This is a genomic window from Bacillus sp. 0102A (genome assembly GCF_036765155.1).
Taxonomy (GTDB): Bacteria; Bacillota; Bacilli; order Bacillales; family Bacillaceae; genus Bacillus; species Bacillus subtilis_G.
The window spans coordinates 234,097-256,961 of sequence record NZ_JBAIZW010000001.1 but is presented as its reverse complement, the minus strand read 5'-3'; the positions used below and the strand labels follow the sequence as shown (position 1 = coordinate 256,961).

The 22,865-nt window shown below is 47.4% G+C and carries 37 protein-coding genes; 28 read left to right on the top strand and 9 right to left on the bottom strand.

The window, feature by feature from the left end:
- Positions 1 to 26 precede the first annotated feature (26 nt).
- Genes V6D41_RS01480 through V6D41_RS01420 form a run of 13 tightly spaced genes read left to right on the top strand, consistent with a single transcriptional unit; the run spans position 27 to position 8,833 of the window.
- Positions 27 to 185 (top strand): hypothetical protein, encoded by a 159-nt coding sequence (locus V6D41_RS01480; protein WP_333517064.1) that lies wholly within the window; start codon positions 27 to 29, stop codon positions 183 to 185.
- Between the two features lie 34 nt (positions 186 to 219).
- Positions 220 to 1,995, top strand: coding sequence for a DNA polymerase (locus tag V6D41_RS01475; protein WP_333517063.1), 1,776 nt, complete (start codon positions 220 to 222; stop codon positions 1,993 to 1,995).
- On the top strand, positions 1,986 to 3,113 hold the full coding sequence (locus V6D41_RS01470) for a DNA polymerase A family protein (protein ID WP_333517062.1): 1,128 nt from the start codon (positions 1,986 to 1,988) through the stop codon (positions 3,111 to 3,113). Before V6D41_RS01475 ends, V6D41_RS01470 begins: the two co-directional genes overlap by 10 nt.
- Positions 3,114 to 4,235 (top strand): hypothetical protein, encoded by a 1,122-nt coding sequence (locus tag V6D41_RS01465; RefSeq protein ID WP_333517061.1) that lies wholly within the window; start codon positions 3,114 to 3,116, stop codon positions 4,233 to 4,235. It abuts the gene before it with no gap.
- On the top strand, positions 4,228 to 4,788 hold the full coding sequence (locus tag V6D41_RS01460; protein WP_333517060.1) for a hypothetical protein: 561 nt from the start codon (positions 4,228 to 4,230) through the stop codon (positions 4,786 to 4,788). The genes V6D41_RS01465 and V6D41_RS01460 overlap by 8 nt, the downstream gene beginning before the upstream one ends.
- Positions 4,789 to 5,151: a hypothetical protein gene (locus V6D41_RS01455; protein WP_333517059.1), complete on the top strand. Its 363-nt coding sequence runs from the start codon at positions 4,789 to 4,791 to the stop codon at positions 5,149 to 5,151.
- A gap of 5 nt (positions 5,152 to 5,156) precedes the next feature.
- On the top strand, positions 5,157 to 5,372 hold the full coding sequence (locus V6D41_RS01450; protein ID WP_333517058.1) for a hypothetical protein: 216 nt from the start codon (positions 5,157 to 5,159) through the stop codon (positions 5,370 to 5,372).
- 5 nt (positions 5,373 to 5,377) lie between these two features.
- On the top strand, positions 5,378 to 5,662 hold the full coding sequence (locus tag V6D41_RS01445; protein ID WP_333517057.1) for a hypothetical protein: 285 nt from the start codon (positions 5,378 to 5,380) through the stop codon (positions 5,660 to 5,662).
- Positions 5,659 to 5,853 carry a hypothetical protein gene (locus V6D41_RS01440; RefSeq protein ID WP_333517056.1) on the top strand — a complete coding sequence of 65 codons (195 nt, stop codon included), beginning with the start codon at positions 5,659 to 5,661 and terminating at the stop codon, positions 5,851 to 5,853. The genes V6D41_RS01445 and V6D41_RS01440 overlap by 4 nt, the downstream gene beginning before the upstream one ends.
- Positions 5,850 to 6,014 (top strand): hypothetical protein, encoded by a 165-nt coding sequence (locus V6D41_RS01435; RefSeq protein WP_333517055.1) that lies wholly within the window; start codon positions 5,850 to 5,852, stop codon positions 6,012 to 6,014. The genes V6D41_RS01440 and V6D41_RS01435 overlap by 4 nt, the downstream gene beginning before the upstream one ends.
- Positions 6,008 to 6,364: a class Ib ribonucleoside-diphosphate reductase assembly flavoprotein NrdI gene (gene nrdI, locus V6D41_RS01430; protein ID WP_333517054.1), complete on the top strand. Its 357-nt coding sequence runs from the start codon at positions 6,008 to 6,010 to the stop codon at positions 6,362 to 6,364. Before V6D41_RS01435 ends, nrdI begins: the two co-directional genes overlap by 7 nt.
- The gene (nrdE, locus tag V6D41_RS01425) at positions 6,348 to 8,477 is read left to right on the top strand and encodes a class 1b ribonucleoside-diphosphate reductase subunit alpha (RefSeq protein WP_333517053.1); all 2,130 of its coding nucleotides are present in this window, start codon (positions 6,348 to 6,350) and stop codon (positions 8,475 to 8,477) included. Before nrdI ends, nrdE begins: the two co-directional genes overlap by 17 nt.
- The gene (locus tag V6D41_RS01420; RefSeq protein ID WP_333517052.1) at positions 8,465 to 8,833 is read left to right on the top strand and encodes a hypothetical protein; all 369 of its coding nucleotides are present in this window, start codon (positions 8,465 to 8,467) and stop codon (positions 8,831 to 8,833) included. Before nrdE ends, V6D41_RS01420 begins: the two co-directional genes overlap by 13 nt.
- A 15-nt stretch (positions 8,834 to 8,848) precedes the next feature.
- Here the strand turns inward: V6D41_RS01420 and V6D41_RS01415 are convergent, their stop codons facing one another.
- Entirely contained in the window at positions 8,849 to 9,013 is a 165-nt protein-coding gene (locus tag V6D41_RS01415) for a helix-turn-helix domain-containing protein (RefSeq protein ID WP_308837416.1), read from the bottom strand.
- On the bottom strand, positions 9,013 to 9,261 hold the full coding sequence (locus V6D41_RS01410; protein WP_308837417.1) for a hypothetical protein: 249 nt from the start codon (positions 9,259 to 9,261) through the stop codon (positions 9,013 to 9,015). Before V6D41_RS01410 ends, V6D41_RS01415 begins: the two co-directional genes overlap by 1 nt.
- 134 nt (positions 9,262 to 9,395) lie before the next feature.
- Here V6D41_RS01410 and nrdF point away from each other — a divergent pair, with 134 nt between their 5' ends.
- The 11 genes from nrdF to V6D41_RS01355 all read left to right on the top strand — a co-directional run bounded on the left by nrdF (position 9,396) and on the right by V6D41_RS01355 (position 15,499).
- Complete coding sequence (gene nrdF, locus V6D41_RS01405) at positions 9,396 to 10,361, top strand: class 1b ribonucleoside-diphosphate reductase subunit beta (protein WP_333517415.1); 966 nt, start codon at positions 9,396 to 9,398, stop codon at positions 10,359 to 10,361.
- Complete coding sequence (locus V6D41_RS01400) at positions 10,351 to 11,091, top strand: hypothetical protein (protein WP_333517051.1); 741 nt, start codon at positions 10,351 to 10,353, stop codon at positions 11,089 to 11,091. Before nrdF ends, V6D41_RS01400 begins: the two co-directional genes overlap by 11 nt.
- A 156-nt stretch (positions 11,092 to 11,247) precedes the next feature.
- Complete coding sequence (locus tag V6D41_RS01395) at positions 11,248 to 11,856, top strand: dUTP diphosphatase (RefSeq protein ID WP_333517050.1); 609 nt, start codon at positions 11,248 to 11,250, stop codon at positions 11,854 to 11,856.
- Positions 11,857 to 12,060 carry a hypothetical protein gene (locus tag V6D41_RS01390; protein ID WP_333517049.1) on the top strand — a complete coding sequence of 68 codons (204 nt, stop codon included), beginning with the start codon at positions 11,857 to 11,859 and terminating at the stop codon, positions 12,058 to 12,060. It begins immediately after the preceding gene.
- Positions 12,061 to 12,282 carry a hypothetical protein gene (locus tag V6D41_RS01385; protein ID WP_333517048.1) on the top strand — a complete coding sequence of 74 codons (222 nt, stop codon included), beginning with the start codon at positions 12,061 to 12,063 and terminating at the stop codon, positions 12,280 to 12,282.
- Positions 12,283 to 12,492, top strand: a complete 210-nt coding sequence (locus tag V6D41_RS01380; protein ID WP_333517047.1) for a hypothetical protein — start codon at positions 12,283 to 12,285, stop codon at positions 12,490 to 12,492.
- On the top strand, positions 12,493 to 13,323 hold the full coding sequence (gene thyX / locus V6D41_RS01375) for an FAD-dependent thymidylate synthase (RefSeq protein WP_333517046.1): 831 nt from the start codon (positions 12,493 to 12,495) through the stop codon (positions 13,321 to 13,323). It begins immediately after the preceding gene.
- A 26-nt stretch (positions 13,324 to 13,349) separates the two neighbouring features.
- A complete protein-coding gene (locus tag V6D41_RS01370) occupies positions 13,350 to 13,904 on the top strand; it encodes a 3D domain-containing protein (protein WP_333517045.1) in 555 nt (184 codons plus the stop codon).
- Positions 13,905 to 13,919: 15 nt separating this feature from the next.
- Positions 13,920 to 14,354, top strand: a complete 435-nt coding sequence (locus V6D41_RS01365) for an NADAR family protein (RefSeq protein ID WP_333517044.1) — start codon at positions 13,920 to 13,922, stop codon at positions 14,352 to 14,354.
- On the top strand, positions 14,355 to 14,945 hold the full coding sequence (locus tag V6D41_RS01360; RefSeq protein WP_333517043.1) for a hypothetical protein: 591 nt from the start codon (positions 14,355 to 14,357) through the stop codon (positions 14,943 to 14,945).
- A gap of 161 nt (positions 14,946 to 15,106) precedes the next feature.
- Positions 15,107 to 15,499: a hypothetical protein gene (locus V6D41_RS01355; protein ID WP_333517042.1), complete on the top strand. Its 393-nt coding sequence runs from the start codon at positions 15,107 to 15,109 to the stop codon at positions 15,497 to 15,499.
- Here the strand turns inward: V6D41_RS01355 and V6D41_RS01350 are convergent.
- Complete coding sequence (locus tag V6D41_RS01350) at positions 15,482 to 15,874, bottom strand: hypothetical protein (protein WP_333517041.1); 393 nt, start codon at positions 15,872 to 15,874, stop codon at positions 15,482 to 15,484. The two genes, V6D41_RS01355 and V6D41_RS01350, sit on opposite strands and share 18 nt — an antisense overlap.
- Positions 15,875 to 15,953: 79 nt before the next feature.
- On the opposite strand from V6D41_RS01350, the gene V6D41_RS01345 reads away from it, so the two are divergent.
- Genes V6D41_RS01345 through V6D41_RS01330 form a run of 4 tightly spaced genes read left to right on the top strand, consistent with a single transcriptional unit; the run spans position 15,954 to position 18,400 of the window.
- On the top strand, positions 15,954 to 16,703 hold the full coding sequence (locus V6D41_RS01345; protein WP_333517040.1) for an SAM-dependent DNA methyltransferase: 750 nt from the start codon (positions 15,954 to 15,956) through the stop codon (positions 16,701 to 16,703).
- On the top strand, positions 16,703 to 17,089 hold the full coding sequence (locus V6D41_RS01340) for a sigma factor-like helix-turn-helix DNA-binding protein (protein ID WP_333517039.1): 387 nt from the start codon (positions 16,703 to 16,705) through the stop codon (positions 17,087 to 17,089). The genes V6D41_RS01345 and V6D41_RS01340 overlap by 1 nt, the downstream gene beginning before the upstream one ends.
- Positions 17,086 to 17,571: a hypothetical protein gene (locus tag V6D41_RS01335; RefSeq protein WP_333517038.1), complete on the top strand. Its 486-nt coding sequence runs from the start codon at positions 17,086 to 17,088 to the stop codon at positions 17,569 to 17,571. The genes V6D41_RS01340 and V6D41_RS01335 overlap by 4 nt, the downstream gene beginning before the upstream one ends.
- A 25-nt stretch (positions 17,572 to 17,596) precedes the next feature.
- A complete protein-coding gene (locus V6D41_RS01330) occupies positions 17,597 to 18,400 on the top strand; it encodes a hypothetical protein (RefSeq protein ID WP_333517037.1) in 804 nt (267 codons plus the stop codon).
- Between the two features lie 40 nt (positions 18,401 to 18,440).
- Here the strand turns inward: V6D41_RS01330 and V6D41_RS01325 are convergent, their stop codons facing one another.
- From V6D41_RS01325 to V6D41_RS01300, 6 genes are all read right to left on the bottom strand, one after another.
- Positions 18,441 to 18,632: a hypothetical protein gene (locus V6D41_RS01325; RefSeq protein WP_333517036.1), complete on the bottom strand. Its 192-nt coding sequence runs from the start codon at positions 18,630 to 18,632 to the stop codon at positions 18,441 to 18,443.
- A gap of 13 nt (positions 18,633 to 18,645) precedes the next feature.
- Entirely contained in the window at positions 18,646 to 18,828 is a 183-nt protein-coding gene (locus V6D41_RS01320) for a hypothetical protein (protein ID WP_129093151.1), read from the bottom strand.
- Between the two features lie 178 nt (positions 18,829 to 19,006).
- Positions 19,007 to 19,444 carry a hypothetical protein gene (locus tag V6D41_RS01315; protein ID WP_333517035.1) on the bottom strand — a complete coding sequence of 146 codons (438 nt, stop codon included), beginning with the start codon at positions 19,442 to 19,444 and terminating at the stop codon, positions 19,007 to 19,009.
- A 115-nt stretch (positions 19,445 to 19,559) separates the two neighbouring features.
- The gene (locus V6D41_RS01310; protein WP_333517034.1) at positions 19,560 to 19,763 is read right to left on the bottom strand and encodes a hypothetical protein; all 204 of its coding nucleotides are present in this window, start codon (positions 19,761 to 19,763) and stop codon (positions 19,560 to 19,562) included.
- 415 nt (positions 19,764 to 20,178) lie between these two features.
- Entirely contained in the window at positions 20,179 to 21,942 is a 1,764-nt protein-coding gene (locus V6D41_RS01305; protein ID WP_333517033.1) for a right-handed parallel beta-helix repeat-containing protein, read from the bottom strand.
- Positions 21,942 to 22,739: a poly-gamma-glutamate hydrolase family protein gene (locus tag V6D41_RS01300; RefSeq protein WP_333517032.1), complete on the bottom strand. Its 798-nt coding sequence runs from the start codon at positions 22,737 to 22,739 to the stop codon at positions 21,942 to 21,944. Before V6D41_RS01300 ends, V6D41_RS01305 begins: the two co-directional genes overlap by 1 nt.
- Between the last annotated feature and the right edge of the window lie 126 nt (positions 22,740 to 22,865).

Genomic DNA, 22,865 nt, shown 5'->3' with positions numbered 1-22,865 from the left:
CGGAGATGGACGGAGGCGGTCGATTTATGAGGACGCTGTGTTATGTAGGCGTAGTGAAACTCAGTTTCGAAGCTGTGTTATTCGCGTATATAGCGCATACCATGAACGCTTCTTATTGGGTTTTAACGGTACTGTCGATAGCGTGCATCGTATTGCTTGGCGTATTGAATAGAATCGCAAAATAACCCGCAATTACTTCGCAAGGAAGGAGGACGACGGATGGATGGCTTACGGTTAAACTTGAACGCGTTGAAGCCGGCGCCGCCGAAAACGGATGCGGTCCAGGCGACGGTCAAGCGGAAGGCAGAAGCGAAGAAAACGGAAACTCTCGACGAGGCATTCGCTAGATTAGCTGAATCGAAGTTTACCGATAAGGAAAGACGACAGTTTGACGCAGCGTATCAGGCGTTTAGAGACGGAAACTTTGTACGCACAGGAACCGGCAAATTAACGAAAAAGGAAGTTTGCGAGATAGGACGAACGCATCTAGCCGAAACAGAAGCCGCGATTAGACGACAGCGCATCGAGGAAACACTCGCAAATAAGCCGGATAACTACTATATATTAACGGATGACTCGGAGCTACCAGGATTCGTTGAGCGTATACGTGAGGAAGTACGGAGACAGCGGGCGGAATGGCCTGGACGGTTTGAAAAAATCGGGGTAGATTCGTTAGTTGCGTGTGACTTTGAGGGAACCGGGCTAGACGCTTACATCGACTTATCGATCGGCTTTTCTATATGGCTTCCGTTGTTAGAAGAAGGCTACTACTTGCCTTACGGCCATGTCGGCGGCTTTGACGTTCCGGCTGCGCATAAAGATACCGATCCACAGCTTACGCGTTCAAAAGTAATCGCTGCAATTTCGCCGTATCTTTCGACTCCTCAGCACGGTAAGACGTTTCATATGGGCGCGGCTCGATACGATTTACACGTCGCTCAAACTGACGGTTATACGATTCGCGGTTGCGTTTGGGATACGTTAGATGCGATGCACTTAATGAACGAACATGAGCCTTCGTACGGTCTTAAACCACTTACGCAAAAGTACGGTAAGTATTTTGGCGTAACAGGAACGGTATTTACTTTCGAGGACTTATTCGGAAACAGGTCGCCGGCTCCGTTTAACACCGAACTGGTCGGTATATACGCGATCAATGACGTTAAGTATGGCTGGGGATTATGCGAGTTTCAGTTCGAAATGATGCAGAAGTACGGACGTCTTTTCGATTGTTACGCGTTAATTGACTCTAAATTACCGGAGACTGACGTCTTCATGGAGCGGTGTGGATTCTGTATTGACCTCGATCAACTCAGAGCGCTAGAGGCCGAGTACGAGCCGAAGGTTGAAGAAGCAACGCGCCGAGTGTTTGAGAATTACGGAATTGACGACGAATTTGTACGCAAGATGGATCGTACCTTAAACGCAGCTAAAATACAGAAATGGATCGCGGCCCAGCAAAAACGAATACGAACAGCAGACGATCGAATTACGAAGAAGTTAACTAAAGTAAACGAGTTGAAAGCGGCAGGAAAGACGCACACGAAAGCGTATCAGAACGAACTTGAAATGCTCGCAAAATACCGAAAGCAGCGTGCCGAGCTCGCAGACGCAACCGTGGAAAACGCGCCGCAAGAAATCAAAGAATTCGTAATCACAAACGGAAATCACATCGCGTATTTAATTTACGATCACCTCGGCATCAAGGATCAGACGTCGAAAATAGAACGCGGTAAGAAGCGGTCAACCAAGTCGGATGTACTCGATATCTATTTCGCAGAAGAGCCGTCGCTTGAACCGTTGGCTACAGTTGCGGAATATACGAAGTTATTAACGACATATATTCGCCCGATACTCGGATCGCACGGAGTGGAATCCGTTATGGAGGTTGACGGACGTTTGCATACGAACTTTAAAGCAGGCGGAACCGCAACGGGACGTTATTCATCGAGTTCATATCGCGCAAGAAAACCGGAGGTGGCAACGTGGCTATAACTGACGAAAATTACTTAGACGTAGTCAAGGCGCTTGTTGCGAGCGATGAATATACGAAGCGTGGCGTTAACCTTCAGAATATACCTGCGAGATCGAAGTCAGGTAAGCGTGTAAGGAATGCGTTTGTGCCATGCGAGGGTTGGATATTTGTAGGGTCCGACTTAGGGCAAATCGAGCCTCGGATTCAAGCGCACATCATGTACGTAAAATACGGCGATGGTTCTATGCGTCAGATCTTTATAGACGGCGTTGATCTATACACGACGATGGCGCAGAAGGTATTCGGACTTGCGGAAGAATACTGCACCGATAAGGCTTACGACCCGACAGGCACGTTCCAGCCTCGTAGAATGATGAAAACTGGAGTGCTAGCGAAATCTTACGGACAGACACCTCAGGCGTTTGCGCGAAAAATGAACGTCAGTACCGAAGTAGCCGAGATGTTTTTCAATAATTTCGATGAGCAATTTCCATCGTTTACGCAGATGGTTACGGATATTCGCGAAGGCATGAAACGAAACGGATACGTAGAGACGCTCTACGGACGAAAGCGTAGATTTCCGGACTATAGAGAAGTAGCGGCTGCGGCGGGAAAGAATGAGCAGAGATTGATTCGACTATACACTGAGCGCAAACAATTACGTAATAAGAAATCATTAACTCAACGGGATCAGGAACGTATGGTTAAACTTCAAACCGAAATAGATGCATTGGCTGACAAACGCGGCTTAGTCGGATATTGGGAACGCGCAGCCTTTAACGCAGTTATCCAGGGAACAGGCGCCGATATTCTGAAGATGAACGGAAATCGAATGGCACGAATTTGTATGGAGCGTGGTTGGGAGTTCAACGCGAGTATCCATGATGAAATTAAAATCAGCGTTCCAGAAGACGAACTAACGCCCGAAGTCATTGACCTCGTCAAAGACGTTATGACAAATACGGCTAACTTATCGGTACCTCTCGTAACTGATACCGTTATAGAGCCCGCCTGGATGCTCGAAATGAAGCCGGAAGAATACTTCACTGGCGTTGTGAATCGCGATGATTATACGAAAGAAGAAGACTACGAAAATCAAGTCGCACTCGTGCGCAAACACTGGAAGGGGCGTGATTAATTGACGAACGCAAACGCAAGATCAGCCGCAAACTCACTGCGCGCCCAATTAGCGGAATCAAATCCATCCGATTTAGCGCAGGAGTTCATAGCACAACTAGACGCATACTATGCGCATCCCAGCTCGTCATTCTACATCGAAAAATTAGAGCGTAGGTTCTATAAACAAAAAGTACGCCATCTCGCTTGGAGACCGTATCCGGAAGACGGACTGGTTACCTTTGGAGCGTCGGGTACTGATATGTGCGATAGGCAAGTTGTTTTCAAAAACAGCGAGACTAAGGCGGAAAAATCGGAAGATGAGCCATTTCGCGGAAGGCAGAGAAGACAAGGGACCGCGATAGTAGACTTCGTGCAACTTGATTTGATTCATATGCCTGCTCGTTTAGGAGAAAAAGCAGAATTTACAATCGCTGAAGATTGGTCGACCTATGAAGACGATGACGGAGAGGAATATCGCGTAAAGGAATGGGTTTTTGAAGACGCAGCTCAACAGCGGAAAGTTTTTGAACGGAACGGAGTACAATTCGCAATCACCGCAAAGCCCGACGGAATACTCGATTATAAAGGACAAAAGTTAATATTCGAATATAAAACGAAAGCTACGGGTTTAGTCGCTATGAACGGTAAGCTCGACTTTAAGGGAGCTGATAGCAGTCATTTACGTCAAGTTACGGCTGAATCTCTTATATTCGGAATCAACGAGGGGATTATACTCTACGAATCTACCGAAAAACCCTCGTGGTTTTCAGACGAGGGGAATAAAAGCGTACCGAAGACGAGAAAGACTTGGGCGGACGGAAAACCGAAACCAGATCTTCGCGCGTTCCATTTCAAAATAACCAATAAAATGCAGGAGGATTTACTAAACGATCTAGCGGAGCAAGCGCGATTGGTGTACGAGAAGACTCTTCCGAAAATGACCATCGAAATGACCGGAAAGTGTGCGTTTTGTGCGTTTAAAGGGCACTGTAAGTCGCAATTAACCGCCGAAGAAAAGACGATGTTAATCGAGGCTGAGCAGCGGTATGCAACGTCAAACCTAGCCGGTAAATACGATCATAAAAACTTACGAGAGTACCTATCGGGCCTGGATTTCGAGGAGGCGTCCGAGGATGAGTAGCGCCAAGCCTATCCGGTGCCTCGCGTTCGATACGTCGATGACCTGCCCAGGCGTCGCGATAATTGAGGTACGTAACCGAAAGCCCACGATCAAAGCGCTATCGCACGTTAAGCCGAACAAAAACCGAGATCATGCGCACCGAGCCGAAGTTATTGAAGGGTGGGCGAAAGTCTTTCTCGATAAAAACTGCCCGCGAGATGGCTTCGACTATGTGGTGCGGGAGGACTTCGCAGGCAAAACGTCGACTTCGAACTATCCGGTGCTGGCGGCATGGAGCGCGTGTGAACGAGCGACATCGCGATTCGGGCTTACGTTCGATAAGTTCCGGAAGCCGGGAAAGCGTACGGCAGATCTCGGCATATCTGCAACGACGGTCAAGCTGGAGGTGGCTGGATCAGGCAGAGCGGAGAAAGACGAACTACAGGCGGCGGTGCGGCGCATGACCGACTATACCGGCGAGTTCGCTAATTTTGATGAAAGCGATGCGGCTGCGGTTGGGCTTGCGTGGCTGATTCATGAAGGCGTAATAGATAAACCGAAGGAGGACGAATAGATGGATCGCTTAATTAAATGGGGAACGATCGCGGTAATCACGTTGGTTGTAATTGCTCTCGTAGTTGTGGCGCCGTTAGTTACGATCGCGTCTTACAATAACGAAAACACTTACGTAATTAATGTGACGGACAAAGAAACGAAAACCTCCGAAGATTCCTCGAAGTATTTAATCTTCGGAGAGGACGAGAAGGGCAACGCAAAAGTATTCGAAAACACGGACGCTTTGTTTGCGCGGAAGTTTAATTCCAGCGATCTGTATGCGGAAATTGAGATCGGTAAGACGTACGAGTTTAAGACGATTGGTTTTCGTGTTCCGTTCATGTCGATGTACGAAAATATAATGACGATCGAGGAGAAGTGATGTGGATGGAAGATACTCCAGATATGACTGTTAAGCAAGAGGTATTCGACGCCCTTATTAATTCGTCAGTTGCTTTAACTAGACGAATTCAAGCGAAGCAAGGCAGAGAAAATGAAATTATAACACAAGAAGAGGCCGATTTTGTCAATGCGTTTCTTGTATATGCCAAGGTATTAGCAGACACCTTAAATGAACGGTACAAAGACGAATTAGGAGAGTGATGCGAATGTTTAAGCGAAGGTTTATCCAATCCGTTGTTTATTTCGTCTTTGCGGTAATCGGTTTGCTAGTCGGAAGTATTGTAGCGATATCTCTCGCCGTTATTCCGGCACTACTTAGTATTTTTCCGATCGCTGCTATGGTGGTGAAAATAATTTTAACGCTTGTTGCGTTATTGATACTTGGGGCGTTAGTCATCGAATTCATTAACTGGCTGATCGTCGAATCTTACCGCAATCACAAGCAATTTCAGGCGGACGTCAAGCGCGAAACGGAGGGACCGGTCGAATGATGGGATCAGCGACGGACGCACAGCTACAGCAGATGTTACGGATTCATCGCGAAGGACTTGCCGAAGATGATTACGCAATAAGTCGGCATGAACGACAGCTGATCGAATTGCGAATCGAAAGGGATCGGCGGCTTGCGAATATAGCGGCGTTGGAAGAAGAAATTGAGAGACGGAAGGGGTCGGTTAGATGACGTATTTAGCAATCGGATGTTTGGTCGCGTTGTTTTTGCTTGCGGTAAGTGCTGACGTATCAGGTAAAAACGGAAGCAGCGTCAGCGCAAAGATTGCGAAAGTTATATTCGTTCTATTGGTCGCGATTCCTCTCGCGGTCTTGGTGGCGGATGTATGCTAATCGCTTACTATTCGCGGACCGGCAACGTACGCCGATTCGTCGCAAAGACCGGCCTACCCGCCGTCGAACTACGCCCGGACCTGACGCTATCCGAGCCGTTCGTTTGCGTGACTGGAACGTACGGATTCGGTCAGGTGGCGCAGCCGGTAGCGGATTTCCTTGCGGCTAATAGCGCGCACTTAGCGGGCGTGGCTGCGTCGGGAAATCGCAACTGGGGCGGTAACTACGCAAAGGCGGCGGGCTTGATAGCGGCTCAGTACGGCGTACCGATAGTCGGACGCTTTGAATTAGCGGGCACGGACGCAGATGTACGACAATTTATCGAAAGGGTGAATGCGCTTGACGAATAAACACGCAAGCTATATCGAACTTAATAACGAAATCATGCTACAGAAGGACGGCCGGTTCCAATTCGAAAAGGATCTCGAAGCCGTCCGCGCTTATTTTATTGACTACGTAAATCAAAACACCGTATTTTTCCACGACCTTCGCGAAAAGCTCGATTACCTACGCGATAACGATTACTACGAAACCGAATTTCTGGACGCCTATACGTTCGAAGAAATCAAGGCGGTCTATCAGGCGGCATATGCGCACAAATTCCGATTCCCTTCGTTCATGAGCGCGTTCAAGTTTTATAACGATTACGCATTGAAGACGAACGACGGCAAAAAGATCCTCGAACGCTACGAAGATCGGGTCGCTTGCTGTGCGTTATTCTTTGCGGAAGGCGATGCGGACAAAGCGCTAGATTACGTTGATTTAATGATGCGTCAGGAATATCAGCCGTCAACGCCGACGTTCTTGAATGCTGGCCGGAAGCGACGCGGCGAGTTAGTTTCGTGTTTCCTACTCGAAGTAGGCGACTCATTGAACGACATCGAAAGAGCCGTAGGAATCTCGATGCAGCTTTCGAAAGTAGGCGGAGGCGTGGCGTTGAATTTATCTAAGATTCGCGCGAAAGGTGAATCGATTAAGGATATCGAGAATGTAACGAAAGGCGTCGTCGGAGTAATGAAGCTCCTCGATAACGCGTTTAGATATGCAGATCAGCAAGGCGCGAGAAGCGGTGCGGGCGCAGCGTATCTTAACGTTTTCCATGCGGACATTAACGATTTCTTGGATACGAAGAAAATCTCGGCTGATGAGGACGTACGTGTTAAAACGTTATCCATCGGCGTTGTTATCCCGGATAAATTCATCGAGTTAGCGCGCGAAGATCGACCGGCTTACGTATTCTATCCGCACACCGTTTATAAAGCGTACGGCCAGCACCTAGACGAAATGGATATCGGAGAGATGTACGATCAGCTCGTCGATAATCCGACCGTGCGGAAGGAAAAAATTAATCCGCGGAAGTTACTCGAAAAGCTTGCCGTGCTGCGGTCAGAATCGGGCTATCCGTACATTATGTTCGAAGGCAACGTTAATGCGTCTCACGCGAACAATCATAAATCGAAAGTTAAGTTTTCGAACCTCTGTAGCGAAGTGCTTCAGGCGTCGCAGGTATCCGAATACACCGACTATGGGGAACCGGACGATATCGGCCTCGATATTTCGTGCAATCTCGGATCGCTAAACGTTGCAAACGTAATGAAAAACGGCGACTTCGAATCTATCGTCAAGCTGTCCGTTGATGCTCTAACGCGAGTCTCGGAAACTTCGAATATCAAGAATGCGCCGGCCGTCGCGCGAGCTAACCGTGAGATGCGTTCGATTGGACTCGGCGCGATGAACTTGCACGGCTATCTAGCGCAGAACGGCATCGCTTATGAATCGGAAGAAGCGCTCGATTTCGCTAACGTATTCTTCGCGCTCATTAATTATTGGTCGCTTGTGCGTTCGATGGAGCTAGCGAAAGAAACTGGAAGCACGTACGAAGGGTTCGAGGGATCTTCGTATGCTACCGGTGAGTACTTCTTTAAATACGCGTATGTTGACGAACAAGAAGGCGAAGGTCTCGACTGTTTTCCAAAGACGGAGAAAGTAAAAGCGTTGTTTAAAGACGTATGGATTCCGGACGGCCTCGACTGGTATAACTTATCGTCTGACGTTTGCGAGTACGGCCTATACCATTCGTACAGACTTGCGATTGCGCCAACGGGTTCAATTTCGTATGTGCAGTCGGCTACGGCGTCGGTCATGCCGATTGTGGAGCGCATCGAGGAGCGTACGTATGGTAATTCGAAGACGTATTATCCTATGCCGGGGTTATCGCCGCAGAATTGGTTCTTCTACAAGGAAGCGTACGACATGGATATGTTTAAAGTCGTCGATATGATCGCAACGATTCAGCAGCACGTCGACCAAGGCATCTCATTTACGTTGTTCTTGAAGGATACGATGACGACGCGCGATCTAAACCGGATTGATTTATACGCACATCATCGCGGCATCAAAACGCTGTATTATGCGCGGACAAAGGATACGGGGCAGGAGGGCTGCTTGTCATGCGTAGTATAACTAAGGATCTCATAATGAAAGGGACAATAAAGGCATATGTCAACCGCAAAGAAGAATCCGTCAAAGTAGTAATAAATGACGAATTCGAAATAATGGTTAGACGTACGACCGATGGAATAGCCGCTAAGAAGTTAATTAGTAGAGGAGAATTTAATTTAAAGGATGTGAAGCCTTTTCATGAGGATGATAACACAAAGTTAATAAGGCAAGAGCTTAAGCGGCTTTCCGAAAAAATAGGTTCGATTTATGAGGCCGCAGAGAGGTTGCCTGGTTTCTTCATGTATAGCAAAGAAGTTGAAAGGAAAACAGATAAAATCGCCTATGAAATTATTAATATTCAAACAAGCGGCCTCTAATCAACCAGATTAATTTTACAGTTTTTTAGGGTTAGGCTGTTCTTTAGAGATTATCCATGTCTTACCAATCTTTTTGCATTCGATTTTGTTATTAGCGCAGAGGTTTTTTATGTATCCAGGTGAAAGCCCCCATAATTCGGAGGCTTCATCTACACCCATTATTTTATCTAGCACGGACATTATTGATAGTACACTCCAATTCCATAAATCTTACTAATGTGTTTAATAGAACTTTTATAATACGGTTCCTGGTGTCCATTATCCCATTGAACTATCCAAAAGTCACCCCAAATTTCAGAAGTTTCAGTGATGATAGTTCCTGTTTTTGCTGGTGAGTTCTCACTTTGACCTGGGCCGTCTATACTGATTACTTTTTTACCTACCATTTCATTTACGTATTTACCAGGGAACTTAATTATTTTAGCCAATTTGAATTCCTCCTTGTAATGTGCGTTATCGCATCTCTTGTTTATAATATATCATGTGCGTTATCGCATGTAAAGAGGGAATTATAAAACTTTTTTGGGAGGACGAATAATTGACGAACTTAAACGCAAACGCAATCCACACAGCGGCCGATTGGTCGCGCCACGAAGACGACTTTACGCAAATGTTCTACGCGCAGAACGTTAAGCAATTTTGGCTTCCGGAAGAGATTTCGCTAAACGGCGATCTCTTAACGTGGAAGTCGCTAAGCCCGACTGAACAAACGACGTATATGCGCGTCCTGGCTGGCCTAACGCTACTTGACACCGAACAAGGCAACGTAGGCATGCCGACTATCGCGCAACACATCGCCGGCCACCAGCGGAAAGCGGTGCTGAACTTTATGGCGATGATGGAGAACGCTGTCCATGCGAAGTCGTACTCTAATATTTTCATGACGCTCGCTCCTACCGAAACAATTAACGAAGTTTTCGATTGGGTTAAGACCAATCCGTATTTGCAGCGGAAGGCGGCGCGGATCGTCGGTCTGTACAACGCGATTGAGCCCGGCGATGATATTTCGCTGTATAAGGCGCTGGTCGCTTCGGTATACCTCGAAAGTTTTCTTTTCTACAGCGGCTTTTATTATCCGTTATATTTTTACGGGCAAGGACGTTTAATGCAATCAGGCGAGATCATCAACTTAATTATTCGCGATGAAGCGATCCACGGCGTTTACGTTGGTTTGCTCGCACAGGAAGTATATAACCGCCAAGATCCGTCCGTTCAGTTAGAGTTACGCGATTTTGCAGTCGAATTATTAGCGGAACTTTACGAGAATGAGGTTAAATATACCGAAGATCTTTACGATGATCTTGGATTGACTCACGATGTTAAAAAGTTCTTACGGTATAACGCAAATAAAGCGCTGCAAAACCTCGCCTTCGATCCATATTTCGAAGATGAATCCGTTAATCCAATTGTGATGAACGGGCTTAGTACGAAGACCAAGTCGCATGACTTCTTTTCATTGCAAGGAAATGGATATAAAAAGGCCACTGTTGAGGCTATAAGGGATGAGGATTTCATATTTGAGAACTGATGATGACTTCATTAATCGCAGGTTTACGAACAACCGAGGTCAGTCATTCGTTGTTATTGAGAAAGTAGTCACCGAGAAAGGAAAAGCGAACAGGTACAAACTGAGATTTGAGGCTACAGGTTATGAAACTACTGTAGAAAAGGTTCAGATAAACCGAGGAACGGTAAAGGATCGTTTCGAGAGGTCTGTGTTTGGTGTAGGATTTCTCGGAAACACGAAAATGGTAAATAACAAAGCGGCTTATAGTGTTTGGAACGGAATGTTAGAACGTTGTTATGATACTACTTGCACTCGCTACAAAGACTACGGAGGCGCAGGCGTTAGGGTATGCGGCTGTTGGCATTGTTTCGAATCATTTTTAAAGGATTTGCAAAACATTGAAGGCTATGATGAGCGGAAATTCAAGGAACGCACTATATACCTAGACAAAGATATAAAACAAAAAGGCGTTCCGAAAAACAAAATGATATATTCAGTGGCTACTTGCTGTTTCGTTACTAGAGCAATTAATAACGCTAATAGAAATATGTCAAATGCACGAGTCCACTTCGTAGCTAAGTCACCGGACGGAGAGATTATACGAGTGGAGGGACTCCGTCCTTTCGCTGAGAAATACGGCTTACATCGACCAATTATAAATAAGTGCTTACGTAAGGAACGCCAAGAATACGACGGATGGAAATTCGAATTAATTAAAGAATCGAATTGGGGGCGAAATAAAAGCGCCTAAGAAGCGTCCATTCTCCGAACTTTATACGCAGTTATATATGAAGCCGTTGTGCCAAACGGAAAGTTAATACGCAGTTAATAATGAGGGCGAAAAGGTGTCCGTTTTGGCGAGTAGGGTTGCAGTTATATATGAGGACGTTACGAAGGAGGAAACGAAATGAACGTAAATATAAAACGCTTATCGCCGGACGCTCAAACGCCGGCCTACGCACACGCAACGGACGCTGGCTTCGACCTAGTTGCGTCGGCCGACGTAATTATCGAGCCGGGTGCAACCGCGTGTGTGCCAACGGGCTTGGCGTTCGAGATTCCGGAAGGTTACGAAATGCAGATCCGGCCACGATCCGGCATTACGCTGAAGACTAAATTACGCGTGCAGCTCGGAACTGTAGATTGCGGATATATGGGAGAAGTCGGAGTGATTGTCGATAATATTGCGCAGAACAATTTAGATGTCCGTTATTCTGACGAAGACGGATACTATACGGTGCCTGAATCGGTAGGTTACGCGGTGTCGATCGAATCAGATAGGGACGCGTTACTTTGGCGGGTGGTAGAACCTTCGGAAAAGACGGAGAAATTGTTTGAATTCGGTTATTGGCGTCCGGAAAATACGTACATCATCCGCAAAGGAGATCGTATCGCGCAAGGCGTAATCAAGCCGGTCGAGCAGGCGGTGTTTACGGAAGTTGATGCGCTTGGCGATAGCGATCGAGGTGCGGGCGGCTTTGGGAGTAGCGGGGTTACTGCGAAGGAGGGCGAGTAGATGAAGTTCTGGGTTACTTACGGAACTATCGTTTTCTTTTTCGCTTACTTATTCACGCAACCGGCGATGCTCGCGAACGATAGGGCTGATGGATTGGCCGAAGTTATCGTACCTTTCGTATTGTCCGCGGGTATTACAGCGGTGGTTGTTTCAATCGGAGTATTCGGGAGTAGTGCCCACAGCGGATACGGAGGAGGAGAGTAAATGGCGCAAATATATGCGTGCTTTCTAAACGGTAAGTTATACGGATGTGGTGACATCGAATATATGAACGATCTATTTCGCGATTACGTCGTTAACTGCGAGATGTACGGAAAGGACGATTGCACCTTCCGAATAACTACGAAGGAGAAAGCCCGCAGATTATTAATTAACGAAACTATTTGCGAAAACGGCGAAGCATTAAAACGATTGGAGGACGAGTAAATGTACGAATTATATATCTTAACTAAGGGTGGGAATCAGCATTGGGCGAAAGTGACCGAGGCTGAGCTAGAAGAACTCCGAAATAACATTGACGATGAGGCTAATCGGGATTTTATTGAGGTATTTTGCGAAGATAATGGTCACGCGCTTGCGGTTAACCGCAAAGAAGTTGAGGTGTTTACGTATAAGGTGATCGAGGAGGACGAATAGATGACGGAAACCAAAATGAACGTACAGCTAATCGCACATACGCAATTGAACGAGGAGTTCTATCGTTCTCTCAATTACGGAAATTATGATGTCATTCTCGGGTGCTTTGACGGCAATCATGTCGAAGATAACGACGTAACCGACGGCCAAGCGGTCGCCCTAACCGCAATCAGATCGTGCTATAGCGCCAACAAGCCGACCGAAATCGTCGCAAAGGAAGGCGCCAAGTATTTCGGCTCCAAGGCGTCAGATGGCGGCGCAGGTACGGACGCTGACCGGCTATTCCGACATATCTTCGCGTCCAAACACACGTCGACCCTCGAGCACCTGACGTTCACCTTTGCGATTGAAGGCGTCAGCCGGGCGTTATTAGCGCAGCTTACACGGCATCGCGTCGGTTTCAGCTTCAGCGTCCAATCACAGCGTTACGTACGGATGGGAAGCGATGACAAAACCGGCGGGTTCGATTACGTGGTACCGGAGAAAGTTACGAGCAATAAAACGGCGGACATGTACGACTTTGTGTACGGAGCGCCAATTACGGATCGTCCAGCTACGGAAATATTCGCGGAGGCTATGGAAATAGCGCAACAAGCTTACGATAAATTGCGAGAGGCCGGAGTGCCTGCCGAAGATGCCCGCGCCGTCCTACCTAATGCAACCGCAACGAATCTCGTAATGACTGCGAATCTGACCGCGCTGCTATCGTTCTATTCCAAACGCAAAAAGGGACGCGGCGCACAGGCTGAAATCACCGAACTGGCTGAAGCGTTAAGGCGCGAAGTGGTTGATGTGGAACCATGGACCGCACAATTTTTCGAGGAGGTGTAAGCATCGGTATACTAACGAATCTAGCGATGTCAACGCAATTACTTACGAATCCTACCGCCAAGCCACCGGAGCCTCCGGCGCCAGAACCACCGCGCATCACCGAAGAAGAGGCGGCGCTACAGAAGGCGGAAGCGGGTGCCGCGAAGGCGAACGAACGCATCCAAGCGCTTGAAGACGAAGTGGCGGAGTTGAAGGCGGAAGTCAAAGCGAAGTCCAAGGCGCGCTCAAAACCGAAGGTGGATAACGAAAGTATTAACGAAACGCCAAACGCATGGCAAACGTTCGAGGCTTCGGCTTATACGGCGGATTGTCCCGAAGGTTGCAGCGGCATAACAGCGACCGGACTAGACGTAACCGGAACGATCTACCACGCAGGCAAGCGCATTATAGCGGTCGATCCGTCAGTGATTGCGTTGGGCTCGACGGTTGAAATAAAACAGGCGGACGGCACGACGTTTGAAGCCGTGGCGCAAGATACGGGCTCGGCGATTAAAGGCGCCAAGATTGACGTATTAGTTGCGCGAGAGGCCGACGCGGTGCAGTTCGGACGGCAGTCGGTGCAGGTTCGCGTAATAAATTAACGGGAGGGTGATCGGATGAACAAAATAGATGAGTTTCGCGGAAAGTTTTATTTTCTAAGTAACTTCTATTCGGCACCGGTGACATACGAAGGTACCACGTATCAAAATAATGAAGCAGCCTTTCAAGCGATGAAAGTATTGTCTAATGATATACGGAAACAATTCGCGGAACTTCCTCCGAATCACGCGAAGAGAAAGGGGCGTAACGTAAAGCTGCGCGACGATTGGGAGTCCGTCAAAGAACAATACATGTACGAAATAGTATTGGCGAAGTTCAGACAAAACGAAGCTCTTAGAAAGCGACTTCTTGCTACTGGATCGTGTGAACTAATCGAAGGGAACACGTGGGGTGACGCTATATGGGGCGTTTGTAGAGGTCGAGGACAGAATAAACTCGGCAAGATTTTAATGCGCGTAAGAAACGAATTAAAAGACGAGGGGGCGGAATAAATGACGAAATCTAACGCAAGCATCCACGTACTGGCTGACGAAACACTTGGCGGCATCAAGCGCGAATACGTAGAGGTCGATCGGAAGGCGGAGGTTGACGAGAAGATCGTAATTGTTGCGAAGAATGATTGCGAGGAGGGCTATAAAAACGGCGATGTTTTTACGGTAGATCGCAAGTACTGTCCGGTAGATGGAGACGTAGAAAGTGACGGGGCTTCATCCGACAGGAATTGTAGCGGACTTATTTATCGCGAAGAATACCGCGTGCTCGTCCCGGTAGAAACCGCCGCAGCCGACGAACCGCAGCCAGCCGATCTAATCGACGTCGTATCTAGTCTGGCGACGCGAGTAGCGGACTTAGAGCGCGAGAATAAAAAACTACACGCGGCTTTGGACGAAGATCTGAAAATTCGATCCGAAAACACTCGACGCTATCTAGCGCTACAAGACGAAATCGACACGCTGCACAAAGACAACCGGACGCTCGGCGAAGAATTGGCGCGGGTAACGAAACAAGTCGGCGAGAAAACGCAAACAAACGTAGATGCTCTAGCGGAAGCATTTGCGGCGTTGAAGAGGGCCGGTCTATGAAGCTCGCCTTCACTGGACGTTTCGCATCCGGAAAAGACGCCGCAACAAATTACATCGTTACTATGCACGATTTTCAACCATTCACCTTTTCTTCGAAGGGAAAGTCGATCTTTTACGATCTATTTCCGGAGATGCAATACGAGCATAAACCACGGCAACCTATGCGCGACTTTATTAACGGAATTACGAAGCTGCCTGTTCCTGGCGCTGAATCGGTATGGGTCGACTATGAATTCCGAAAAATCAACGACTATATAAAGCGGCAGTGTTGCCGACCTGCAAACGTACTAATTACCGACATAAGAAAACCGATAGAGTACGATCGTGTCCGCGCAGAAGGCTTTAAGATAGTCCGCATAGTTGCGCCGGAATCCTTACGTATTGATCGCGCTAAGAAACGCGGAGATAAGTTTGATCCGGCCGACTTAGAACATGCGACAGAAACAGCGGTCGATGATTTCGAAGTTGATTACGAAATTACAAACGACAGAACGATCGATGAACTATACGCGAAGCTGGACGCGTTGATGACGGACTTAGGCGTCGGCGTCTAGCTGAAACGCGTACGTATGCTTCGGATAAGCCAGATATGGCTGTTTGGCCGCCTCGCCGTCGCCGATCAAATAATAGCGCTGCGGTAGGTTATCGAAGTCAATGCCGACCTTACGCAAGAACGGAATGGCCGACACGTTGCCGCGCTTATCGAACTTGAACGGCTTGACGTCCGGCTGGTTTACTAATTCGGGCTTGCCGACCACGATGCGCTTTTCCTCCGCGTCGTATGCGACCGTAAGATAAAACGACCCGTCCGTTGGTAGGCCGATAATGCGGCGCGCTCCTGCCGAGATAAATAGGCGGCGCTGCTTTTCGATAGTTATGTACGCTTTGAGGTTGCGCTCAAAGTCGTTAGATATCCACGTAAGAACCATAAACGAAACTCCTTTCGGAAGCGTTTACGTTAATCATAAACGAAATTAACGAAGGAGTCAACGAAAGGGAGTGTAGGCATTGCGAGAAACAATTACCGACAAAATCAATCGTATATTAGGGATCGACGACTCTTATAAAGCTCCTGCGAGAATTATGGAGGTACTGTTCGATAGAGAACTTCGTGAGGACATATTTAGACAGTTCGTAGATGATCCAGAACTTTGCAAAACGGAAGAGGACGTATTTCACGTGTATTTTCAAGAGGAACACGCTGATCGAAAGGATAAGAAACAGGATTTTACACCCGGAAGCGTAGGCGACCTCTTATCGGCCATAGCAAACGGCGGCACTTATTCACGAACATCTTACGATGGGTGCGCCGGAACTGGCGGATTGACTATATCTAAATGGCATGCGGACCGGCTTAACCACTCACCGTTCGACTATAAGCCTTCGTGGTATTTCTACCACTGCGAGGAAATGAGCGATCGCGCAATACCGTTTTTACTATTTAACTTATTGTTCCGTGGCATGAACGCAGTGGTCGTACATTGCGACGTTTTGACGAGAAAAAGCAAAGGGGCTTTCTTTATTCAAAACGATAGAGACGATTTTATGCACTTTTCGTCGCTTAACGTCCTTCCTTATACGGACTTAACCGCGAGTGAACTAAATGTGGTTTGGGACGACGATCTAATTCCTTACGATGACCTTATTGAGTCGGAAGAGATTCCGCATCATGTGCTTAATCCTTCGGAGTTCGGTACGGTAAGCGCCGAGACCAAGTTTCTTCACTTACTTTGCGGCATAGATGCGGAGGTGGTTTGATGGGTTCAGTCAAAGTCGACCTACACCGAAAGGAACGCGAATTCGACGCAGCCTATGCGCTCGATAACGCAGAAGGTGTCAAGCTATTGCTCGCCGATTATCAGAAGTTCGTCAGTCGGAAGCATTGCGGAGATTACGACGCGGCTACGATTCTTATCGACATTCACAAGGCGCTTGAACTAGCGGATTTAACGGACCGACAGCGCCAGGCGATCGAGCTCGTTTACTTCGGCGAACTAACGCAAGCCGAGGCGGGCGAACGGATGGGTATCGAACGTGATGCGGTCAATCACCTTCTTAATCGGGCATCTGAAGGAATTGCGGATATTTACTACTACTGGGCGAGCCACAGCGAAGGCTACGCGATTAGGAGGACGAATCAATGAATAAACCGATATTGCACGAAACTATTACGGAATTGTATAAGCGAACCAAAGCAGGTGAGTTATCCCGCTTGGAACGTATCGAAGAAACTAGGGCATTAGTAAACTCTTATTATGACTCTACCGGAGAACAGCCGGATATCACTGCGCTTGAACGAATGGCTAATCTCATAATCTACGAAGAACTTTCTAACACCAATAAGAACAAGATGCGCGAAGAATATCCGATCATGAGCGAACGGATGGAGAAAACGCGAAGATCGGGCGAGACTTCAGAGAAAATGGCAGAAGAATACGACCATTTCGGAAAAAATAATAGCAAACCAGTACGAAGACGTCTATCTACGTACGAAAGTATTCAAGTCGATAAGCGCGCCAAGGCTCGTAATTTAGAGCGCCGCAAACGTTACTCCGCTTTTGTTAACGGAAAGTCACCGGGACAATTCACTGTAAATATAGCCACAGGCAAAAAAGTGTATCACTAATTAAGCGCTTAAAGGGGACGGTTACATGAGTAGAAGATTACGAGTTGTAAACACGGAAACTGGCGAGGATCTATCGGAAATCTATACGCTGCGGCACCGCAACCAAGACGAAGCCTTCCGTCAGCAGCAAGAAAAAGCAACTGATCGGCGCGACTTTTCTAACGCGAATATGCCTAATATTCACGAAGTCTATAACGTTCTTACGACGGCTCAATGCGGCTATTTGATGCTACTTCAGTGCTACGTCGACTATACCGGTGTGCTCGTTAAATCCAGCCGCAATAAAACGCCAATGGCAACGGCCGACATGATGGACGTATTGCAGCTCGGAAAGAAACCGCGAACATTCTACGACTTCCTAACCGCGTGTACTGAGCACGATATTATCCGGGAAAAAGACGGCGTGTATAGCGTAAATGAACGCTATCATTTCAAAGGTAACTTCGGAAGTCAGTACGTTGTGAAGTTATACACTGCGAAAATCAAACGTGTGTACAGCGAAGTGAAGGCGACAGACATCGGTCTTATTTATCGCATGCTACCGTTCATACACTTCGAGACGAACGCACTTTGCGAAAATCCTTTCGAAAAGAATCCGAAGCGCATCCGATGGTTCAATAAAAAAGAGCTTGCGGAGGCTATCGGAGTTACGTCGGACACGTTAGGACGTCGCCTTAAGCAGATGAAATTCGACGGGGAGTACGTTGTCGCGCGTATTAAAGTCGGTACCGAGCCGGAGCGATTTACGTTTAATCCTAACGTTTTCTATCGTCAGTCAAAAGCGCCTGACAAAACGCTGATTGCGCTATTTAACGTTAAGAAGGTATAGACCGAAAAAAGGACGCCCGTAAAGGCGTCTTTATTTTTCTTTAATTGGAATCAACATTTAGAACGCGAACAGTAAAGCATTTAGGACACATGCCTAAGTAAGATTCCATATCGATTTCGGTTAAAAAGCTATCAGGGCTGGTTAGACACTCAACAGCTCCGCCATTAACCACTCTTCTGAATTTTTCCTTTTCAGTCTCCTCAAATCCACAGGCCTTACATATATCTCCCATTAATATTTCCTCCTCATATATTCTTTTTCATGCCGCAGCGCCTGCATTCGCGCAAAAACTTGCCGTGCTTAACCGAACTTTTAAACAGCGTATAGTCGCAGTTATCGCAACGCCCTGCGCGAACATCCGGCATTTCCTTGTATTCGTACGTTATCGTCGTATCGTATCCCTTTGTTTCGTAGTCTTTTTCCTCCATTCACTAAACCTCCGTGTCTATTCGCGTTGTATAGGTAAATTATAACACGTAAGGCCAGTCGGAAATCTCCTAATTTGGCTCCTAACAACGTTTTATCCACGAAATCAAAGCGAAAGAGCCGCCTTAACGCCGATCAGGTATACTAAGTACCCCGCAGCTTAAAACGGCTCACACACGCTTATTTCACGTTAAAACGCGCTGACTCAAAAGTCCCGATATAATGACGCTTGCCTGAATCCGCATAACAATCGACCTGGATCACGTAGCTGCCGGCACCGGTCTTACTGCGAATCGTCTTCACGCTAAACGACTTCAGCGGCGTTGCGGTCTTAAAGCTGCCGCGCTGTATCAAACCCGTATCGGTAAGTCCTCCGCCTGAGCGCTTTTTATAAACGCCGGCCGTATAGTAAAGCGTGGCCGCGCCTTTCTTTTCGGCTTTCCAATCGACCGTCTTTGCGCTGCTTGTATACGTAGTCGCATCCGTATAAACGCGCGCTTTGTGTCCGAACTTCTCCGTCTGCCAGCCCGACCATGCTGCGTCTGCTTGCGGCGCTAGGGCGACAGTACTCGTCAGCAAAGCCGCGGCGATTACGATTGATTTAAATAAACGTTTCATACGATTTCCTCCTCGACCTGTAGGCGCACTCCACACGTAGGGCAGCACGCGTTTGGTTTAATATCTACGTCAAGCTTTGCGTAATTACATTCGTCACAGGCGTATTCAATCATCGTTAATGTCCTCCGTTTTGATCTTCGATTAAGCTTTCGACTCGATATCCGAAATAATTTAACAGCGTATTGATTCCGATTTGGTAAGCACGCCCACAACTACCGAATTCGGCGGCGGGGCGCTCGTATAAATCGAGGATCTGCGCTTCCTGCTGCGGTGTAAGTGCCGGTATGTCCGACCACAAAGTCCGTAATTTAAGCGTCATTGCGTTTATCCCTCCGTCGAAAGAACAGCAACGCGATAAATACGATCGTCGTTACAATTCCGATATAGTCGAGAACGCCTAGATTCGTGAAGCTCAAGCGTGCGATCCAAGTGATGAGGACGATAATTAACAAAATTTCCGTAGTATTTATTTTTCGCATACGTGGTATAATTGATTGACAGGGGCTTTCGCCCCCGTTGGTTATGTTCGGCGACGGCGCTTCTTTGGCGGAACCTGCCGTCGCTGTTCTTTGCTTTTCCGTTCCTTGCGCATCTTGTGTAGTTCTAGCGAAAGTTTGAATATCGCCAACCAAGTCGCAAGTAGTGCGGAAAGCTTTACGATGATGTCAATCAATTTACCGTTCACCTCCTTTCTATAACTTAATTATACGATATCGTATTACGTATGTCAACAATTAAATTGGAATATTATTCGTTTCTATATCGGTTTGGTTCAGCGAAAGAGCGCCGGCTATTTTATTTCCGATAACTCGCGAATTAACAGATTCGGATGTTTTTATCGGATTATATAACGCGAAAGAACTAACGGAATACACAACGTTTTCCTTTACTAACGCACCATCTGTGTTTTTCGTTTGGATACCGTAGCCGCCGGAAGCCGTCCGATTGAACGTTATGTCGTTGCCGGATATCTCATGGCGCTTGCCACCGATAACATAGATCGGTATCAGACATTTCGCGTTAGTAACATCGTTGGCTTTGATGCGTACGCTCCGACCCTCAGCGCTTTCTCCGTAGACAGCCATGTTAGTAGGCGCGGATATGCGATTATCTCTAATAAACACGTCGCTACCTTTATCGAAAGCTATAGCGTATCCCACAGCACCGGAATACTCGATTAGATCGACGTCGTTATCGATAATCTTCGCACAAGACCTCGTAACCAGGACGCCCTGTTTGCTTCGCTTTATATCATTCGACTTTGCTTTAACGTTGGACGAATCGATAATCTCTATCGCAGTAATATCCGAGTCGTTAAGTTCGTTGCTTTCGAATGTTACGTCTTTTGAATTACGCGCGCAGCATAGCTTACCTGAACAGTGGCGTACAGTATTGTCTGAGAATTTAGCGTTTTTAGCTTCGAATGCCGCTAACGCAATGCCTTCCGTGCTAAGGTCAGAAATCGTATTATCTGATACCGTAACGTCTGCACCACGAATGTCGATACCACTGCTGAAGCCTTTTATCGTATTGCCGGTAATCGTTGCGTTATTTCCGTTAAATCCGGACGAAACGCCGAGTCCGGCAATCGCGGTATATTTCTTATCCTTGCGAACGAGTATGTTATTTTCGATATTGGTCTCGGTGCCGTATCCGTATGAGATCGTATTGTCCGAGTGGTTACCCGAAATAACAACCTCGTAGCCGTTAAAGTTACACACCGATTGCCCAACGTTGCCTGCGAAAGTGTTATTCGTTATCTTTACGTTCCGAGGCTCTTCGTAGTCGATGTCGCCTTCTCCGTAACCTTCGATGTCAATACCGAACATCGGCTTGCAGCCGTCGTTAATGCCTGCGTTGGTAATTTCGTTATCATCAATCTTAACGTCTTCGCCGCCCGTCACCGATATATTATTGCGGCGCGCTCCGTCTAAAACGCAGCCCCTAATCGTTATATTGCGAGCAGGGCGGTAAGTCGTCCAGGAAACGTTAAGCATACCTTGCGCGTTAACGATAATGCAGTCGCCCGTACAGTCCGAAATATCAACGCCTTCGATCACGACATTCCTAGCGCCATGGACGTTTATTCCGTAACCCCATTCGTGCGTTTTCTTCTTTTCGAAGTCGCCATGTCCGGTAAAATCGTGCTGATATCGTTCGCCGCGTATTTTGCCGCCTCTTAGCGTCACGTTCTCGACCTCGCCGATATAGAAGCACGAATACCCAAACGAATTATTCGGAACCACACGGAATTCAGCCTGCGGGTGTTTTATTATCGTAATATTACCTGGCACGATGATACCAGCGTGTTCTTCCGGCTTTAATGCGGATTCTTTATTGACCGCATCGATATAATAAATACCTCGCGGAATATAGATCTCCGGATATCCTATCTCTACTGCGTCAAGGAGGGCGCGGTTAAATCCGTCCGTAGTTCTGTCTGCCTGCGTAATATCGTCACTGATCCCGTACTTTTCGACTTCCAACGTATATCGCATTATTCGTTACCTCCAACGTTATAATTTTCGTTAATAAAGACCGACAACAACCCGGTAAATTTATAGAACGTCGCGGTTTCGGTTCCGGCGCGTCCAGCAAGCGAGAACGTTCCGAACATGCTTTTTCGCAATCCGGTGCTGAGCTCGAGTTGTAGACTTTCGCCGGTTACGCACTTATTCGCTATGTTCGCGGCACTGGTGCCCGCAAAGCGATGTCCTTCGCCTACGAGTTCGGCGCTAAAGCCGGTGGCATTCAAGCGGTCTACTAACGCCTGACCGCGTATAGGATCCGTGCCGCCTACGATAATGTGCTCGGCACTGTCGCTATAACCGTGGAGAGATATAACGCGTTGGTGGCGCATAACCAGATCAAGCGCGGTCGGTTCGTCGAAGTGGGTGCTCGTGATGTGGAGGTCGAAGCCGTTGGGCGTCTTAAGCGATTCGAAAAGATACGTTGAATAGTCGTCGCTGAGTTCGCGAGCAAGTTCGCTAGTTCCGCCTTCAATACTGCCGCCATGTGGCGCGAGTATCAAAACGGGCGTATTGCGGTCGATCGCGAATATGTTGTAGTTGGTCTCGGGTTCGTCGGCTTGGAGTTCGGCAAAGTTGCGGTAAACATCGGTGGCTAGCGCGGTGACTGTGGTGAATGCGGTTAACATTGCGCATAGAAGAAACGCTGTGATATACTGGAAGTGCTTCGCTCGATTCGGACGGTGCAGCTTTGCTTTGGTCGGTGGGGCTGCGCCTCCGTTTCGTTCTAGAATCGCCTTATTCAGTTTTTGTGTTTCGTTAATCATTTCGTTACCCCTCTCGGATTTTATTAACGAGGGCCCTTCGTTGACCTAAATATACGATATACGATATTGTATGTCAACGGATTTGCGGAAATTTATTCGATATCGTATAATAGTCGCAGAGGTGAT